14 protein-coding genes are annotated in these 17,908 nt (G+C 29.4%); 8 read left to right on the top strand and 6 right to left on the bottom strand.

Annotated elements, in window-relative coordinates; genetic code table 11:
- Position 1: 1 nt before the first annotated feature.
- The 4 genes from IPM32_15185 to IPM32_15200 all read right to left on the bottom strand — a co-directional run bounded on the left by IPM32_15185 (position 2) and on the right by IPM32_15200 (position 7,981).
- Complete coding sequence (locus IPM32_15185; protein MBK8946598.1) at positions 2-1,474, bottom strand: PEGA domain-containing protein; 1,473 nt, start codon at positions 1,472-1,474, stop codon at positions 2-4.
- 3 nt (positions 1,475-1,477) lie between these two features.
- Entirely contained in the window at positions 1,478-2,974 is a 1,497-nt protein-coding gene (locus IPM32_15190) for an OmpA family protein (GenBank protein ID MBK8946599.1), read from the bottom strand.
- Positions 2,975-3,020: 46 nt separating this feature from the next.
- Entirely contained in the window at positions 3,021-5,099 is a 2,079-nt protein-coding gene (locus IPM32_15195) for a T9SS type A sorting domain-containing protein (GenBank protein MBK8946600.1), read from the bottom strand.
- A 1,757-nt stretch (positions 5,100-6,856) separates the two neighbouring features.
- Positions 6,857-7,981: a hypothetical protein gene (locus IPM32_15200; GenBank protein ID MBK8946601.1), complete on the bottom strand. Its 1,125-nt coding sequence runs from the start codon at positions 7,979-7,981 to the stop codon at positions 6,857-6,859.
- 145 nt (positions 7,982-8,126) lie between these two features.
- Here IPM32_15200 and IPM32_15205 point away from each other — a divergent pair, with 145 nt between their 5' ends.
- Positions 8,127-8,537, top strand: coding sequence for a hypothetical protein (locus IPM32_15205; protein ID MBK8946602.1), 411 nt, complete (start codon positions 8,127-8,129; stop codon positions 8,535-8,537).
- Positions 8,521-8,979, top strand: coding sequence for a GIY-YIG nuclease family protein (locus tag IPM32_15210; protein ID MBK8946603.1), 459 nt, complete (start codon positions 8,521-8,523; stop codon positions 8,977-8,979). Before IPM32_15205 ends, IPM32_15210 begins: the two co-directional genes overlap by 17 nt.
- On the opposite strand, the gene IPM32_15215 is transcribed toward IPM32_15210, so the two are convergent.
- Positions 8,910-9,899, bottom strand: coding sequence for an NAD(P)-dependent oxidoreductase (locus IPM32_15215; protein MBK8946604.1), 990 nt, complete (start codon positions 9,897-9,899; stop codon positions 8,910-8,912). The two genes, IPM32_15210 and IPM32_15215, sit on opposite strands and share 70 nt — an antisense overlap.
- 160 nt (positions 9,900-10,059) lie before the next feature.
- On the opposite strand from IPM32_15215, the gene IPM32_15220 reads away from it, so the two are divergent.
- Entirely contained in the window at positions 10,060-11,196 is a 1,137-nt protein-coding gene (locus tag IPM32_15220; GenBank protein MBK8946605.1) for an aminotransferase class I/II-fold pyridoxal phosphate-dependent enzyme, read from the top strand.
- A 63-nt stretch (positions 11,197-11,259) separates the two neighbouring features.
- The gene (locus tag IPM32_15225; GenBank protein ID MBK8946606.1) at positions 11,260-12,384 is read left to right on the top strand and encodes a hypothetical protein; all 1,125 of its coding nucleotides are present in this window, start codon (positions 11,260-11,262) and stop codon (positions 12,382-12,384) included.
- Here the strand turns inward: IPM32_15225 and IPM32_15230 are convergent.
- Entirely contained in the window at positions 12,381-13,262 is an 882-nt protein-coding gene (locus IPM32_15230) for a DUF4835 family protein (GenBank protein ID MBK8946607.1), read from the bottom strand. The two genes, IPM32_15225 and IPM32_15230, sit on opposite strands and share 4 nt — an antisense overlap.
- A gap of 209 nt (positions 13,263-13,471) precedes the next feature.
- On the opposite strand from IPM32_15230, the gene IPM32_15235 reads away from it, so the two are divergent.
- The 4 genes from IPM32_15235 to IPM32_15250 all read left to right on the top strand — a co-directional run bounded on the left by IPM32_15235 (position 13,472) and on the right by IPM32_15250 (position 17,871).
- Positions 13,472-14,284: a hypothetical protein gene (locus IPM32_15235; GenBank protein ID MBK8946608.1), complete on the top strand. Its 813-nt coding sequence runs from the start codon at positions 13,472-13,474 to the stop codon at positions 14,282-14,284.
- Positions 14,274-16,229, top strand: coding sequence for a helix-hairpin-helix domain-containing protein (locus IPM32_15240; protein ID MBK8946609.1), 1,956 nt, complete (start codon positions 14,274-14,276; stop codon positions 16,227-16,229). Before IPM32_15235 ends, IPM32_15240 begins: the two co-directional genes overlap by 11 nt.
- Before the next feature lie 90 nt (positions 16,230-16,319).
- Positions 16,320-17,498 carry an isocitrate/isopropylmalate dehydrogenase family protein gene (locus IPM32_15245; GenBank protein MBK8946610.1) on the top strand — a complete coding sequence of 393 codons (1,179 nt, stop codon included), beginning with the start codon at positions 16,320-16,322 and terminating at the stop codon, positions 17,496-17,498.
- 28 nt (positions 17,499-17,526) lie between these two features.
- Positions 17,527-17,871, top strand: coding sequence for a four helix bundle protein (locus tag IPM32_15250; protein MBK8946611.1), 345 nt, complete (start codon positions 17,527-17,529; stop codon positions 17,869-17,871).
- Positions 17,872-17,908 lie beyond the last annotated feature (37 nt).

A 17,908-nucleotide genomic window follows, 5' to 3' on the forward strand; every position in this document is an offset into this window, starting at 1 on the left:
TTTATTGAACATTCATTTGTTCACTGAATTCAAACTCTATTTGCCTTCCACCTACTTTATTTCCTGAGAAATTAAATATCCATGTTCCTGTAATTTTTTCCGCGTAAACCCAATCTATCTTTCGATCTTTCGGAATTAGTTGATTATTATAGTTTGAAGTTTGATTACTTCCGTTAGGAAAAGTTACATCAACTTTATCCAATCTTATATCTTGATTAAATACAAATGAAAAAACTAATTGTTGATTATCATTTATCAAATAGTCAATTATAACATCAACGGCTGGAACAATATCTCTAAGAAAAACTGTGCCTAAATCAATTAAATTATCTTTTATTAAATTAAATGTAATTGTTGTATCTGCAAAATCCTTTAATTTTAACGTTACACTATATTCTTGTACTAACAATTTTTCAAAAGTTTGTGGTGTAGTTAATCCAGTAATTACATCATTTATATAAATTGATGCACCTTTAGGATCAGAATTAATTTTAAAATCACCAATTTCTGGAAGCGGAGTTAAATTAACAATTGGTACAGTTGTATTTAAATCTTCTTCAACAATTACAGAAAATGTTGAATCATAATAACCAAGCAACTTTAAAGTTATATCATACTGTCCGGCTTCTAATTTTCTCAGTTTATTTGGTGTTGTTAATTCAGTATTAGTTCCATCTAAATAAATCAAAGCATTTGATGGATTTGAACTTAAAGTAATACTTCCTCTTGGTTCATATAGAGTTAAATTTACACTTGCAGTTTTTGTTTCTCCAGCAAGAACATTAATAGAAACAGTTGTATCTCTATAATTTAATAAAGAAAGCGTTATATCATAATTTCCGGCTTTCAAAGGTTTGAAAGTTTTTGGTGTAACAAATGTTGTATTTTCTCCATTTATTTCAATCGATGCACCGCTTGGTGAAGATTCAACAATTAATCCACTGGAAGTTCCGGCAATGTTCATTTGCAAATTTCTTGTAATTGTTTGATCTTTTGTTAAAGTTATGGGCAAATCATAATCATCATACAAATCCAATTTAAGTTTAATGTTGTAATTTCCCCTTTCCAAATTTTCTAATGTATCCGGAGTAAATTCTCCTATATTTACGTTATTTAAGAAAATTTGCGCATTTGTTGGAGAAGAAGTTAAAATTATTTTCCCTTTGGGATTTGATTCATACAAATAAATGTTTGATGAAATATTTGATTGATTGGAAACATTTATGTAAAAAACCGTGTCTTTATACTCATTCAATTTTAGAGTTATTTTATATTCACCTTCAAGAAGATTGTTTAAAGAATCAGGTGTAACTTTACTTTGATCTTCATCATCAATAAATATTTTAGCTCCGGTTGGATCTGAAGTAATAAAAACATTACCCAAATTTGGCATTACATGATCTTCAACACAAGAATTTATTATTATGAAAGTTGAGATTATGACTAACGATAATTTAATAAATGAAAATTTCATAACTTAGTTTGATAACCTTTTAATTACAATTCTCTTGTTTTTCATTTTTCCGTAAACTGTTGTATTACTTGAAATCGGTGAAGAATCTCCCATACCTACTGAAATTAAATTACTTGAAGAAACGCCTTGAGAAATCAAATAATTTGAAACAGAACTTGCTTGTTGTTTCGTAATTGAAGATGCTTCACTAACAGAAGTTTGCTTATCAATATGTGCTTCAATTCTCCATCTTACAGTTGGAAATTTTTTCATTTGTTCAGCAATCTCATTTAATTTTCCGAAAGCAGAACTCTTAATTTGCGAAGAATTTCCAGAAAAAGTTGTTTCGCCTTGCAATGTAAAACCTGATGGTGCCCCAGTGATATTTACATTTTCTTTTTTTTCTTCTTTCTCTTTTGTTTTCTTTGGTTTTTCTTTTACTTCAGGTTCTTTTTCTTTTTCAATAATTATTGGCTTTGGTGCTTCATCCGGACATCCATCATCATCCAAATATCCATTAAAAGTTTCAGGTGCATTAGGACAACCATCTTCAGCATCTAAAATTCCATCTTGATCATTATCTACTTCCGGACATCCGTCTTCATCTTTAAAACCATCAAAATCTTCTTTATTATTTTGGCAAACATCATCAGCATCTTTTATTCCGTCACCATCATTATCTTCATCCGGACAGCCATCTTCATCTTTAAATCCATCAAAATCTTCTTTAAGATTCGGACACATATCTTTATCGTCCTTTATTCCATCACCATCATTGTCTAAGTCTGGGCATCCATCTTCATCAAAATATCCATCCAAATCTTCTGCAGAATTAGGACAAGGATCATTCGGATCAACAATTCCATCACCATCGGAATCCGGGTCTTCACCAAATAAGTTAATAACTAATCCCAAATTTGCAGTAACAAAAAAATCTTCAAATTCACCCACTTTTATCGCATCTAAATTATCATTTGCAATATAATGATATCCAACTCCGGCAACTATTCCAATTCCGTTTGCTATATTAAATTTAATTCCTCCGTTAATATCATATGCAAGTGTATTTTTTTCGTCACCATTTACATAATCAAAAAACTCACTTTCAATTCCTTCGGATTCAAATGTATACCAATAATATGATGCTCCAGCGGAAATATATGGACAAAAAACTTGTGTGAATGAATGGGAATAAATTATTCCTAGTCCAGCGGCGTTAATATCAGTACTATAAGTTTTGGGTAATCCTAAAAAATTTTCTTCGCCGGAAATATTTTGTTGTGAAAGATTGAGTTTTAATCCTACTACATTTCTATTACTTGAAGGTAAATAATATTCTATTCCGCCGGAAAATGATAATCCCAAATTAGATTTTTCATAATCAGTTAACCCATAATTTGGACCAACTTCAAGTATTAATAACAAATTATTTGATAACGGATGAACATCTTTATTTTGTGTAAACATTGAAATATTTATTGCCAGCACTAATAAAAATGTGTAAGATTTAATTCTTCTCATAAATCAAAAATATATAATTGAATACTAATATAACAAACCAAAATAATTATTTAAGTAAAATAAATTTACCAGATTTTCTAAAATTTTTATCAGAAATATTTGATTGTGCATTTATTACATAAAAATAAATTCCGCTTGCAAGATTACTTCCGTTAATGTGGTTTATGTAATTTCCAGCCGGTAGAAAAATATTATCAATAACTGTTTGAATAATTCTTCCAGTTACATCAATCACTAATAAGTTAACTGTTGATTGTTCCGGTAATCCAAACTTGAGATTAGTTTCCGGATTAAATGGATTGGGATAAGCATTCGATAAATAATATTCATCGGGAACAATAGCCGATTCATCCATTTCAATTGAGTTGACAAAATCAAATACTGCTACAATATCCCTATTTTTTGTTACTATAAATTCATATTCAATTTCAGTAGAAACAACAACTTCATTTTCAGTCCAATTTACAAATTTATATCCGTTATTAGGTTCAGCTTTTATTTTCATTGTTTGATTGTAACGAGCGATTCCACAACCGGTTGTAAATCCAGCTTCACTTGGTTGACTTGAACAATTTATTGTAAAATCGGTTAGTTTAAAATTTGCAACTAAACTTGAAGAACTATTTACAGTGAAAATATAATTAGAATCACTAGAAACCACAGTTCCGTTTTTTGTCCAATTTACAAAAGTCCAGCCGGGATTAGCAGCAGCAATCAATGTTGCAATTTGTCCATAATAAAAAGAACCGGTTCCCGAAATACTTCCTCCTTCAATTGGTGAAGGAACTGCTGAAATAGAATAAACATCTTTTGAAAAATTTGCAATTAAATTTCTATTTTTATTAGCAACAAAACTATAACTAGAATTGCTTGAAACATTTATGTTATTTTCAGTCCAATTTACAAAAAGCCATCCAGAAGCCGGTGTGGCTTGAACCGTAACATTTTGACCATGAGTATATGAATTTTCGCCGGTTACTGTTCCAGAATTTATTGGATTAATTGATAAATCAATATTGTAGGTTCTTAGTTTGAAATTCGCTATCAGAGTTCTATTTTTATTGGCAATAAATGTGTAAGTAGTATTATTCGAAACTTCATTTCCATTTTCAGTCCAATTAACAAAATCGTATCCATCTTGACTTTTCGCATTTGCAATAACCGTAACAGTATCTCCATGAGAATAAGTCGAATCCCCAAGTGTAGTTCCACCAACATCTGGAGATGAGCTAAGATTTATATCATATTTTTTCTTTTCATAATTTGCAATAAAATTTCTTGGTTTATCAATTACAAATACAAATGATGAATTTTCTGAAATTAATTGATCGTTTTCTGTCCACCTTTTAAATAACCAACCTTCATTAGCTGAAGTTGAAATTGTAACTGTTGCGCCATGCTGATAAGCTCCTGCACCATTTAAAGTACCGCTTTCTACCGGCAAAAGAGAAAGTGCAACTGAATATATTTTTTTTGTAAAATTTCCAGTAATTGTTCTGTCATTTTCAACACTAAAGGTATAGATTGAATCTGAAGAAACAATATTTCCGCTTTCTGTCCAATTTACAAATCTCCAACCTGTTGAAGGAACAGCAATTAAATTAGCAGTATTGCCTTCCGGATAATTTCCTCCACCAGTTATACTTCCACTCAATGCTGGATTTACAAGCGTTGTAATTTCATGAGTTCTTCTTGCAAAATTTGCGGTTAATGTTCTGTTTGTATCAACAATAAATTTATATAGAGAATCAAATGAAACTGGAATATTATTTTCTGTCCAATTAGTAAAATTCCATCCTTTATTAGGAGTAGCAATAACTGTTGCTTCCGACTTATAATTATAATTACCCTGTCCGGTTACATTTCCACCTTGTGAAGGAGCCTTAAACAAGGCAATAGAATATATTTTTAGTGTAAAATTAACAGTTATATTTTTTGCTGATGCAATTAATAGATTTGTTGGATTTGTATTTCCCGTTAAATCACCAGTCCATGAAGTAAAATTAGAACCAATATTTTGAACTGCTTGAATTGTAATTTGACTATTATAATTAACAATTTCAGTGTGCGGAAGATTATACACTATTCCATTTACTTTAATTTTACCTGAACCTGTTCCCCCCAATGTAAATTTGATTTCAAATTGGTCAATAACATCATTAAAATTTTGATTTACTTGATTTGTTGTTACATTTGTATAACTTCTATTTGCCGGAACAAATGTATATCCAGTCTTACTTGGTGTTACTGTCCCACTCCATCCATATGGAATTGTGACTGTATAACTTCCATCTGTTCCAGATGTTGTTGTTTTATTCGTTCCATCAAACCAGCTTAGTGTTACTTCTCCAACTCCGGTATTTCCGGTTATTGTATAACTATTTAATGTTCCAGTATAATTCTGATTTACTTGATTTGTTGTTACATTTGTATAACTTCTATTTGTCGGAACAAATGTATATCCAGTCTTACTTGGTGTTACTGTCCCACTCCATCCATATGGAATTGTGACTGTATAACTTCCATCTGTTCCAGATGTTGTTGTTTTATTCGTTCCATCAAACCAGCTTAGTGTTACTTCTCCAACTCCGGTATTTCCGGTTATTGTATAACTATTTAATGTTCCAGTATAATTCTGATTTACTTGATTTGTTGTTACATTTGTATAACTTCTATTTGTCGGAACAAATGTATATCCAGTCTTACTTGGTGTTACTGTCCCACTCCATCCATATGGAATTGTGACTGTATAACTTCCATCTGTTCCAGATGTTGTTGTTTTATTCGTTCCATCAAACCAGCTTAGTGTTACTTCTCCAACTCCGGTATTTCCGGTTATTGTATAACTATTTAATGTTCCAGTATAATTCTGATTTACTTGATTTGTTGTTACATTTGTATAACTTCTATTTGTCGGAACAAATGTATATCCAGTCTTACTTGGTGTTACTGTCCCACTCCATCCATATGGAATTGTGACTGTATAACTTCCATCTGTTCCAGATGTTGTTGTTTTATTCGTTCCATCAAACCAGCTTAGTGTTACTTCTCCAACTCCGGTATTTCCGGTTATTGTATAACTATTTAATGTTCCAGTATAATTCTGATTTACTTGATTTGTTGTTACATTTGTATAACTTCTATTTGCCGGAACAAATGTATATCCAGTCTTACTTGGTGTTACTGTCCCACTCCATCCATATGGAATTGTGACTGTATAACTTCCATCTGTTCCAGATGTTGTTGTTTTATTCGTTCCATCAAACCAGCTTAGTGTTACTTCTCCAACTCCGGTATTTCCGGTTATTGTATAACTATTTAATGTTCCAGTATAATTCTGATTTACTTGATTTGTTGTTACATTTGTATAACTTCTATTTGCCGGAACAAATGTATATCCAGTCTTACTTGGTGTTACTGTCCCACTCCATCCATATGGAATTGTGACTGTATAACTTCCATCTGTTCCAGATGTTGTTGTTTTATTCGTTCCATCAAACCAGCTTAGTGTTACTTCTCCAACTCCGGTATTTCCGGTTATTGTATAACTATTTAATGTTCCAGTATAATTCTGATTTACTTGATTTGTTGTTACATTTGTATAACTTCTATTTGCCGGAACAAATGTATATCCAGTCTTACTTGGTGTTACTGTCCCACTCCATCCATATGGAATTGTGACTGTATAACTTCCATCTGTTCCCGATGTTGTTGTTTTATTCGTTCCATCAAACCAGCTTAGTGTTACTTCTCCAACTCCGGTATTTCCGGTTATTGTATAACTATTTAATGTTCCAGTATAATTCTGATTTACTTGATTTGTTGTTACATTTGTATAACTTCTATTTGTCGGAACAAATGTATATCCAGTCTTACTTGGTGTTACTGTCCCACTCCATCCATATGGAATTGTGACTGATAACTTCCATCTGTTCCAGATGTTGTTGTTTTATTCGTTCCATCAAACCAGCTTAGTGTTACTTCTCCAACTCCGGTATTTCCGGTTATTGTATAACTATTTAATGTTCCAGTATAATTCTGATTTACTTGATTTGTTGTTACATTTGTATAACTTCTATTTGTCGGAACAAATGTATATCCAGTCTTACTTGGTGTTACTGTCCCACTCCATCCATATGGAATTGTGACTGTATAACTTCCATCTGTTCCAGATGTTGTTGTTTTATTCGTTCCATCAAACCAGCTTAGTGTTACTTCTCCAACTCCGGTATTTCCGGTTATTGTGTAACTGTTTAATATAGCATCAAAATTTTGAAAATTTCTATTATTAGTTACAGTTGTATATGTTCTTAAAGTTGGTGAAAAAGTATAACCCGTTTTACTCGGTGTAATACTTCCACTCCAATTATATGGAACTGTTATACTATAACTTCCATTTGAAGCTGATGTTATGGTTTTTTCAACCTCATCAAACCAAGTTAATGTAACGTCTCCGACGTCAGTGTTTCCGTTAATATTAAAAGTAATAACGCTAAAATTTGCAACTAAATTTCTATCTGAATCAACCGTAAAATTGTAAGTTGAATTATTTGATATTTCAATGTTATTTTCTGTCCAGTTTTCAAAATTAAAGCCTAAATTTGGTGTTGCAATTATAACTGCTTCATCGCCAAAATTGTATACTCCGTCTCCAGAATAACTTCCTCCGCTAAAAGGATTTGATGATAATGTTATCGTATGTTGATTCAAATCAAAATTAGCATAAATTATTTTATCTGAATCCATTAAAATACTTTCAGTGGAATTTGATGATGACAAATCACCTGACCAATTAACAAAATAACTCCCAATATTTGCAATAGCAGATAAATTTACAGTTGAATTTTCTGCAAATTGATCTATATAAGTAAGTGTTTGGGGATTTCCATCAACAGTTATGTGTCCAGTTCCAGCTCCAGAAGAAATTATTTGCAATGTATATTGACTAAAACTTTGTCCTGCTAGAACAAGTAAAATTGTTACTGAATAAAAAAAGTATTTTATCATTTTCTTTTTTGATTATTTAATTTTCAAATTAACAAATTATTTTTCTATACAAAACCATAAAATATTTCTCTATAGAATTTCAAAATAAAGAAATATAATTATTATTATATTTTAGTATCCCAAATCACAAAATTATATTTGACTCATGAAAATTTATATAAAACTATTTTCTTTTTTAGCAATTTTTATAGCATTTCTCGTTTCTTGTGATGGCACTGGAGAATCAGATAATATTGATGACATAATAATTCCATCACAAAATGTTAGTTATTCACAATACATACAGCCAATTTTTAATTATAAATGTACAAATAGCGGATGCCATGATAGCGAATCACGTTCATCAAATTTAGATTTAACAACATGGGCCGGAGCAACATCAGATCCACTAATTGTTTCACCCGGATTTCCAAACAATAGTAAATTAATTTGGTCAGTTGAAGGAAATTCTGGCGCATCAATTATGCCACCACCATATGGAACTGTTCCTCCTTTAACTGAGAATCAGATTGAAGGATTGAAAACTTGGATTGAAGAAGGTGCAAAAGCAAATTAATAGCGGAATTTATTTTCTAGAAATAAAAATTTTGCGTAAGTGTTGCATTGAGATAAAAAAATTTGGCAGAATTAGTTTTGAAAAAGGATTTTATTATTACGTTGGAAGTGCACAAAGAAATTTAAAACAAAGAATTTTAAGACATCACCGCAAAATAAAAAAACTACATTGGCATGTTGATTTTATTACTGCTAACGAAAATTCAAAAATCGAAAATATTTTTACTTTTCCAAATAATTTAAAAAAAGAAGAATGTTTTTTTGTAAACTTTTTAGAAACTGAATTTCAACTAGTACATAAAATAAAAAATTTTGGTAATTCTGATTGTAAAAATTGTACATCACATTTATTATTTAGTAAAAATAAAATTGATTACAACCATTTATTTTCACGATACCAATCTACAGTACTTTTCATTCCTTCATCTAATGAAATAGTTTGAGTAAATCCAAAATCAATTTTTGCTTTTGAAACATCACAAGTCCAATTTTCTTGAACGAAATCTTTCGCTTTTTCCCAATTAAAAGTTGCCGGTTTTGATACAAAAAAATTCACCAAGTGAGAAATTCCACCCACTACATAAATTATAAAATGTGGAATTCTTATTCTTAAAGCTTTTTTACCGATTGCTTTTTCCATTGCATCGCTAACTTGGTTCCAATCATAAATTTCTTCGGAGCTAATAAAATAAATTTGATTTTTTGAGCTATCAGATTGTGATGCTAAATAAATTCCATTAACAAAATCCCGACCGTGAATTAAACTTAATTTTTTATTATTAAAACCAACCAAAGTCATAATACCTTTTTGAAATCCTTTGAACATTGCATAAATATCTTCTTCCCTTTCTCCATAAATTGCCGGTGCTCTGCAAATTGTAATCGGAATTTTATCCATATATTTTTTAGCAAGTTCTTCTTCGGCTAATTTACTTTTCCCGTAAGTTGTAATTGGATGCGGAATCGTTTCTTCCGTACAAGGTTTTCCATTTTCCGCCGGACCACAAGCGGTTAAACTGCTAACAATTACTAGTCTTTTTAAATTAGGGTTTACTTCAATTAAAGAATCTAAAATTGTTTGGGTTGTTTCAACATTTCCCTTAAAGAAACCTTCTTTATTTTTTGATCTTACTACTCCCGCAACATGATAAACAAAATCTGCATCTTTAAATATTGATTTTAATTTCTCTTTATCATAAAGTCCGGTTTCATGAATTTCAACATTTTTACCTTTTAACCATCTTAAATTACTTGATTTTCTTATTATGCATCTTACCGTAAAATTTCTTTCAAGTAACAAATCGACTAAATGACTTCCGACAAATCCGGTTCCGCCGGTTACAACTGCAATAGAATTTTTCATAATCGTTTTAATTTGATTTTAAGTAGATATAATTATACTTTTTTGTTTAGAATAAAATTTGTTATATAAAATATACAAAAACCGTAATTACAATTGGAGGTTTGTTTTGGATCTTTTTAAAAAATGTTATGACTTTACCAGAGCTGATGAAATTAAAGCAATGGGCGTCTATCCTTATTTTAGAGCGGTAGAAGAAAACGAAGGACCTATTGTTTCTATTGAAGGTAGAAAAATTATAATGGCTGGTTCAAATAATTATTTGGGTTTAACCGGTCATCCAAAAGTTAGAGAAGCTGCTATTAATGCAATTCACAGATATGGAACTGGATGTTCGGGATCAAGATATTTAACTGGCACAATTGATTTACATATTGAATTGGAAAACAGATTAGCAAAATTTTTAGGAAAAGAAGCTGTTTTATTATTTAGTACCGGCTATCAGACTGCTCAGGGAATTATTCCGACTTTAGTGCAACGGGGCGATTATTTAATTTCTGATAAAGATAACCACGCATGTATTGTTGCTGGAAATTTAATTGCTCGAGGAGCAACTGTTGAACTTTTAAGATATAAGCATAATGATATGCATGATCTTGAAAGAGTTTTAAGTAAATTACCAAAAGATGCCGCAAAATTAATTGTAAGTGACGGTGTTTTCAGCACCGGCGGTGAAATTGTAGATTTGCCCAAACTGGTAGAACTTGCAAAAGCTAATAATGCTAAATTACTAATTGATGATGCTCATTCAGTTGGGGTTATTGGAGTTGGCGGCAGAGGAACCGCTAGTGAATTTAATTTAGTTAAAGAAGTAGATATGACAATGGGAACTTTTAGTAAAACTTTTGCTTCTTTAGGAGGATTTGTTGCAAGTGAAGCTAAGGTTATTGATTATATCAAACATCATGCTCCGGCATTAATTTTCAGCGCATCTCCAACTCCTGCTTCTGTTGCAGCTGCTTTGGAAGCACTTAATATTTTAGAAGCTGAACCAGAAAGAGTTGATAAACTTATTTACAATGCTCAGTTTATAAGAAAAGGACTTTTAGAAGCCGGATTTAATGTTATTGACGGAAGAACCGGAATAGTACCCGTTATTGTTGGTAGTGATGAACTTGCATTTACAATGTGGCGCATGTTATATGATGAAGGAATTTTTGTTAATGCGTTTATTGCTCCTGGAGTTCCTCCGGGAAGACAAATGATGAGAACAAGCTATATGGCAACCCATGAAGAAAGTCACCTAAATCAAATTATTGATAAATTTAAAATAATTGGCAAAAAGTTAGGTTTAATTTAATTTTCAAATTTTCTATAAAAAGCATACTTCAAAAAAGTATGCTTTTTTTTTGAAGGGGATAAAATGGATCAAATAACTGTTAAAAATATTTCTGCAAATGAAATTAAAAATTTTCTAAAACTTGCGTTTAATATTTATAAGGATGATCCAAATTGGGTTCCACCTCTTTTTATTGACAAAATGAAAATTTTAAATAAACAGAAAAATCCATTTTTTATAAATACAAATAATGATATAGAGTTATTTATTGCATATAAAGGAAATGCTCCCGTTGGAAGAATTGCAGCAATAAAAAATGATACTCATAATAAAATTCATAACGAAAATGTAGGATTTTTTGGGTTTTTCGAATCAATAAATGATCAAAATGTTGCTAACAAATTATTAGATACGGCAAAAGATTGGCTTAAAAAACAAGGATTTTCCACAATGCGTGGACCAACAAATCCCACAAGTAATGATGAATACGGAGCATTGCTTGAAGGATTTGACGATACACCAAGATTACTTATGCCTTATAATCCAAAATATTATTTGAATTTATATGATAATTATGGATTAAAAAAAGCGAAAGATCTTTATGCCTATGATATTCAAAATTCTGAAATGAAGAAAAATGAGAAAATTAAACGAGTTAATGATTTAGTTGTGCAAAGATATGGTTTAAAAATTCGCTCAGTTAATATGAAAAATTTCCAAAAAGAATTGGAAATATTCAAAATGATTTATAACAAAACCTGGTCTGCTAATTGGGGATTTATTCCAATGTCAGAAGCAGAAATTGATGCTGCTGCAAAAGATTTAAAACCTTTAATAAATCCGGATTTTGTTTTCTTTGCAGAAATAAAAAATGAAGTAATCGGCGTAGTTTTGGCAATGCCAGATTACAATCAAATTTTTAAAACAATGAAAGGCAGATTATTTCCATTTCAATTTTTAAAATTATATACACAAAAGAAAAAAATTACTTGGGCGCGAGTAATTGCATTGGGCGTTTTACCAGAATATCAGAAAAAAGGAATTGACGGAGTTCTATATTACGAATGTTTGGTTAGAGCTGCAAAACACGGAATTTATCAAGGTGAAGCAAGTTGGATTCTTGAAGATAATTTAATGATGAATCGCGGCGCTGAAACAATGCAAGGCCGAATTTATAAAAAATACAGAATTTACGAAAAGGAAATTTAATCCTCTAAACCTTGTTCATATGTAGAAATATGTGTTGGATCAATTTTCTTCAATAATTTAAGAATTGATTTGTCAGGATAATCTTTCAAATTGCTGAAAATTTCTTTATGCTTTGTATCAAAAAAAACTTTTAATAGTAAATTCATTCTGCTGATTTGATCATAAATTCCATCTAAATTAGTTACTAATTTTGCAATATTTTTTACAGCTTCATCTTTATCTTCCGATAGCAAATCTAAGCCATTGTAATGATAATCATAAAAATCTATTCTAAATTGCTGGAAATTTGATCTTAATAAATCTTCAACTAATCCCCTTTTGTTAAAAGCGGAAGTTTCCAAAGCCCAACCTTTTGAGAAAGCACTATTAGATCCTAGAATTGCTATATCTGATGCTTTATTAAAATATTCATTTCCAGCAAGTGGTTGGTATGAATCCATATCTAAACCAATTATTACAAAAGCATAATAATCTAATAAACTTGTTAATGAGTTAAATTCAGAAGGATTAAAATACATTGATTGATTTTTTTCATAAATAAAACTTACATTGTTATCCTGAACTTTTAGCATTAATGAATTGGATTCGGAATTGTATATTGGTCGCTGACTTGTAATCACAGCTTGAGCATTGTAAGTATTTCCATCAAATGAATTAAAAAAAATGGAGAAATTACAAGTTATCTGTTCGCCTTGCCAGTCTTCGCTTGTAAATTTATTATTATTCAAATAATCTTCAACAATTCTATCAAAATTTTCTAAATTATCTCTTCCCAATGTTTCTAATTGCTCCGTATTTATTACAACTTTTGCATTCAGTTCTTGTGCAAAATTGTTTGAACACATAACGAATAACAAAATCAAAGTTAATTTCTTCATTTTCTTACCATTTTTTAAGAATCTTTTAGTCAAAATAAATATTTGCAGAATGTATTTCAATATTATTTATCACATTAAATTATTGACCTACAATCTATTACTGAAATTTTGTAAAAAAAGTTTCAAAAATAATTTCAATTTTAAAAATTTTAATTATATCTTAAATTGCAATTTTCAGAATTTCATTATTAATAAATCTTTATTATTTGATGAAAAACTATAAATCAATTTTAGTAATAATTTTTCTGCTTATATTCAAAACTCAATTTGGGCAATCACTTCCCGGAGCAAAACAAATTGCATTATCTCACTCGGATATTGCAAGTTCTAATGATGTTTTTTCAATATTTATAAATCCTGCCGGATTATCAAAAATAAATAAAACTCAATTCGGAATTTTTTATTCACCATCACCTTTTGGAATAAAAGAATTAGCAAACGGATTTTTATCGATTAATCAGCCAACAAATCTAGGTAGCTTTTCAATTGGCGCAATGAATTACGGTTTTGAACTTTTCAAAGAAAATAGAATTTATTTAGGTTATTCAAACAATTTGAGCAATCAGTTTCTAATTGGAATTTCTACAGTTTACCAAATTGTTAAAATTCAAAATTACGGAAGCACAAACTTTTTCAATTTTTCTCTTGGAAATATTTTTTTAATTGATAACAATTTTTCAATAGGATTTACGCTTCATAATATTTTGAGAAATAAAAATTATTCTTCGCTTACAACAAATTTTAGAACCGGAATTACATACAAAGTTTCTGATAATGCAAAAATTCATTTGTCCGCTTTCAAAGAAATAAATTTCCCAATTTCAATAAGCTCAGGAATAGAGTACAGCATTATTAAGTATTTTTCACTTCGTTTTGGAATACAAAATAATCCAAATAATTTTTCTGGCGGATTTGGAATAAATTATTCCTTCTTCAATGTTGATTATGCGATAAATAACCATCCGGATTTGGGTTTAACTCATCAAGTTGGAATAATAATAAATTTTTCAGATGAAAATTAAATTTCGCATAACGATTTTTATACTTTTTAATCCAATAATTTTATTCTCACAAATTGATTCAACAGAAATTTTAGATTCAAAAATATTTGAGTTATTTGAAGATTTTTCAAGCGAAGATGACGATAATAATTATTATGATTTATTAGAAAATTTTATTGAAAATCCAATAGATATAAATTCTGCTGATAAAAACGAATTATTGAAAATTCCGTTTTTAAAATTGAATGATGTAAAATCAATTTTGAAAACAAGAAAAATGCTCAATGAATTTACTTCAATTGAAGATTTGATTTTAGTAAAAGATATTCATCCGGATATTTTAATGCTTCTAAAATTATTAATAATTGTTAAACCAAAAAATGATAAATCAGCTAAATTTAATTTTAATAATTTTTATTTACGATCAAGAATTATCAATGATTTACAAGAACGTTCCGGATTTACCGAAAATAAATTTTCCGGGAATAGTTTAAAAAATTATAATAGAATTAAATTTAATTATTCAGATTTTTCTTTAGGATTTTTAACTGAAAAAGATGCCGGCGAAAAATTATTTACTGATCACTATTCCGGGTTTTTATCATACAAAGATTTAGGAATTGTTAAAGAAATTTTAGTTGGTGATTTTAATATTGAGTTTGGACAAGGCTTAGCAATTTGGAGTCCTTATTCATTTTCAAAAAGCTCTGAAGCGACCAATATAATTAAACAAGAGCATAATTTTATTCCGCATATTTCTTCTGAAGAAAATAAATTTTTACGTGGAATTGCAATTCATTCTAAACTAAATAAATTTGAAATAAAAACTTTTTATTCACAGAATTATAAAGATGCTTCTATTGATGATTTTGGAAATGTAACAAATTTTAATTTTACCGGATTTCATAGAACGGAAAATGAAATCAGCAATTTTGAAAATTTAAAGGAAACTACGTTTGGAGGAATTATAAATTATTTTTTAAATGAAAATTTGAGTTTGGGAATTTCACATATTAAAAATAATTTCAATAAAATTTTGATGTTCCAAAATAATTTTGGTTTGCACGGAAATAAATTTTCTTTTACTTCATTAAGCTACAATTTTAATTGGGATAATTTAATTTTCGCCGGAGAACTTTCTAATAATACAAAATCAAATGCAATTATAAATAATTTATTTTTGGATTTATCAAAATCGTTTCAAGTTTCAGCTTCATATAGAAATTATCAAAAAGAATATTACAATATTTACAGTTTTGGATTTGGCGAAAGTTCAAATACACAAAATGAAAACGGATTTTATTTCGGTGTAAAATTTAATACGGATTTTGGAAAAATAAATTTGTATTACGATATTTTTAATTTCCCATATTCAAATTCGTTGAACGGTTTTTCATCAAATGGAAATGATTTTTTATTTAATTATGAAAATAAAATTTTACCGAATTTGAAAGTTGATTTGAAGCTTAAAGATGAAGTTAAAGAAATATTTATCCTAGAAAATTTAGAAGAAAAATTTTCCGAACAAGAAAAATTGAATTTGAGATTTACGTTGGATTATAATTTGTCAAAATTAATTTATGGCAAATCCAGATTTGAATATGTTAAATTTATTGAAGCAACAAATATCGAAGAAGGTTATTTACTTTTTCAAGATTTAAAATTAAAAATCAAAAAAAATATTACAGTTTCAACTCGATTTATATTCTTCCAAACGAAAACTTATAATTCCAGAATTTACGAATTTGAAAATGATGTTAAAGGAGTTTTAAATAATTTAGCTTTATTTGGTGAAGGATTGAGATTATATTTTTTGATTCAATATAATCCAATAGAAAATTTAGATTTATATATAAAATACTCCGAAACTTTCAAACCAAACGAAAAATCATTAAGCTCCGGTTATTCAGAAATCATTGGAAATATTGATAACAAAATTTCCGCACAAATTGATTTGAGATTCTAAAATTAATTCTTCAATTTACTTTATCTTGCATAATAATTTTTGTCTATCTAATTTTACCTAATAAACTTAACTATTTACAGAGGATATTGAATGAGAACAATAGTATCATTACCAGGGGATGGAATAGGAAAAACTGTTTTACCGGAATCAATTAGATTATTAGATGCTGCTGGATTTAAAGCAAATTATGTACACGGAGATATTGGCTGGGAATTTTGGCAAAAAGAAGGAAACGCACTTCCGCAAAGAACTATAGATTTATTGCAAGAACACAAAATTGGTTTGTTTGGCGCAATCACAAGTAAAGCTAAAGATGCCGCCGATGCTGAACTTGATCCTTTGCTAAAAGGAAAAGGTTATGTATATTTTAGTCCGATTGTAAGTTTACGTCAGCATTTTGATTTGGATATTTGCATTCGTCCATGTCAATCGTTTAAAGGAAATCCTTTAAATTTTATTCGTAAAGATGGTAAAGGCGGATTTGAAGAACCATTAGTTGATACAGTTATTTTCCGACAAAATACAGAAGGTATGTACGGCGGAATTGAATGGACAAATCCTCCAAAACAAGTAAGAGATGCTTTTGAAACACATCCTAAAATGAAAACTTTTGCAAATATTCCAAGTGAAGAAATGGCAATTTCCACGAGAATAGTTTCAAAAAAATATACTGAAAGAATTATTCGTGCTGGATTTGAATACGCCAAAAAGTTTGGATATAAAAATGTTACAATTTGCGAAAAGCCAAATGTGCTGCGGGAAACTTCCGGAATGTTTATGAAATTGGGAAAACAAATTGCCAAAGAATTTCCGGGAATTGATTTATGGGATACAAACATTGATGCACAAATGATGTGGTTAACAAAAAATCCGGAAAATTATGGAGTTATAGTTTCCGAAAATATGTTTGGTGATATTATTAGTGACGGTTTTGCCGGTTTAATTGGCGGATTAGGTTTTGCATGCTCAGCAAATATTGGTGAAGAAGTTGCTGTATTTGAACCAACTCATGGTTCGGCTCCAAAATATCAAGAATTAAATCCAAGTATTGTAAATCCAATTGCAATGTTTTTAAGCGCATGCATGATGCTTGATCATATTGGAGAAAAAGCATTGGCATTAAAAATTAAAAAAGCAATTGCAGATGTAATTGAAGAAGGAAAAGTAAAAACTTACGATATGATGAAATTACGTGGCGGCGCAGATGTATTTTCAAAAGGCGCTTGCACAACACAAGAAATGACGGATGAGGTAATCAAAAAATTGTGAAAAGTAAAAAGTGAAAAAGCAAAAGTAAATGTTAGAATTAAATCATAAAAAGTTAGAAGTATATAAAAAATCTTCAGAATTAGTTAAAGAAATTTATAAACTAACTTCAGATTTCCCAAAATCTGAAGTTTATGGTTTAACATCTCAAATTAGACGAGCAGCAATTTCTGTAATCTCTAATTTATCTGAAGGTGCTTCTAGAAAAACCGATGCAGAAAGAAAAAGATTTTATGAAATTGCAAGATCATCATTGGTTGAATTAGACTCAGAAATTGAAATTTCAATTTCACTAAATTATATAAATACAGATATTATAAATTTAACAAAACTTAGTAATGAAGTATTTGCAATGTTATCTAAAATGGTAAAGTGATTAATTTTACTTTTCACTTTTGCCTTTTTATTTTTCA

The sequence above is a fragment of the Ignavibacteriota bacterium genome (assembly GCA_016716225.1).
Classification (GTDB): Bacteria; Bacteroidota; Ignavibacteria; order Ignavibacteriales; family Melioribacteraceae.

Coding starts and splice junctions, on each gene's coding strand:
- IPM32_15235 (MBK8946608.1), top strand. CDS start 13,472: ATGAAAAACTATAAATCAATTTTAGTAATAATTTTTCTGCTTATATTC.
- IPM32_15225 (MBK8946606.1), top strand. CDS start 11,260: ATGGATCAAATAACTGTTAAAAATATTTCTGCAAATGAAATTAAAAAT.
- IPM32_15190 (MBK8946599.1), bottom strand. CDS start 2,974: ATGAGAAGAATTAAATCTTACACATTTTTATTAGTGCTGGCAATAAAT.
- IPM32_15240 (MBK8946609.1), top strand. CDS start 14,274: ATGAAAATTAAATTTCGCATAACGATTTTTATACTTTTTAATCCAATA.
- IPM32_15230 (MBK8946607.1), bottom strand. CDS start 13,262: ATGAAGAAATTAACTTTGATTTTGTTATTCGTTATGTGTTCAAACAAT.
- IPM32_15245 (MBK8946610.1), top strand. CDS start 16,320: ATGAGAACAATAGTATCATTACCAGGGGATGGAATAGGAAAAACTGTT.
- IPM32_15220 (MBK8946605.1), top strand. CDS start 10,060: ATGGGCGTCTATCCTTATTTTAGAGCGGTAGAAGAAAACGAAGGACCT.
- IPM32_15250 (MBK8946611.1), top strand. CDS start 17,527: ATGTTAGAATTAAATCATAAAAAGTTAGAAGTATATAAAAAATCTTCA.
- IPM32_15215 (MBK8946604.1), bottom strand. CDS start 9,899: ATGAAAAATTCTATTGCAGTTGTAACCGGCGGAACCGGATTTGTCGGA.
- IPM32_15185 (MBK8946598.1), bottom strand. CDS start 1,474: ATGAAATTTTCATTTATTAAATTATCGTTAGTCATAATCTCAACTTTC.
- IPM32_15200 (MBK8946601.1), bottom strand. CDS start 7,981: ATGATAAAATACTTTTTTTATTCAGTAACAATTTTACTTGTTCTAGCA.
- IPM32_15205 (MBK8946602.1), top strand. CDS start 8,127: ATGAAAATTTATATAAAACTATTTTCTTTTTTAGCAATTTTTATAGCA.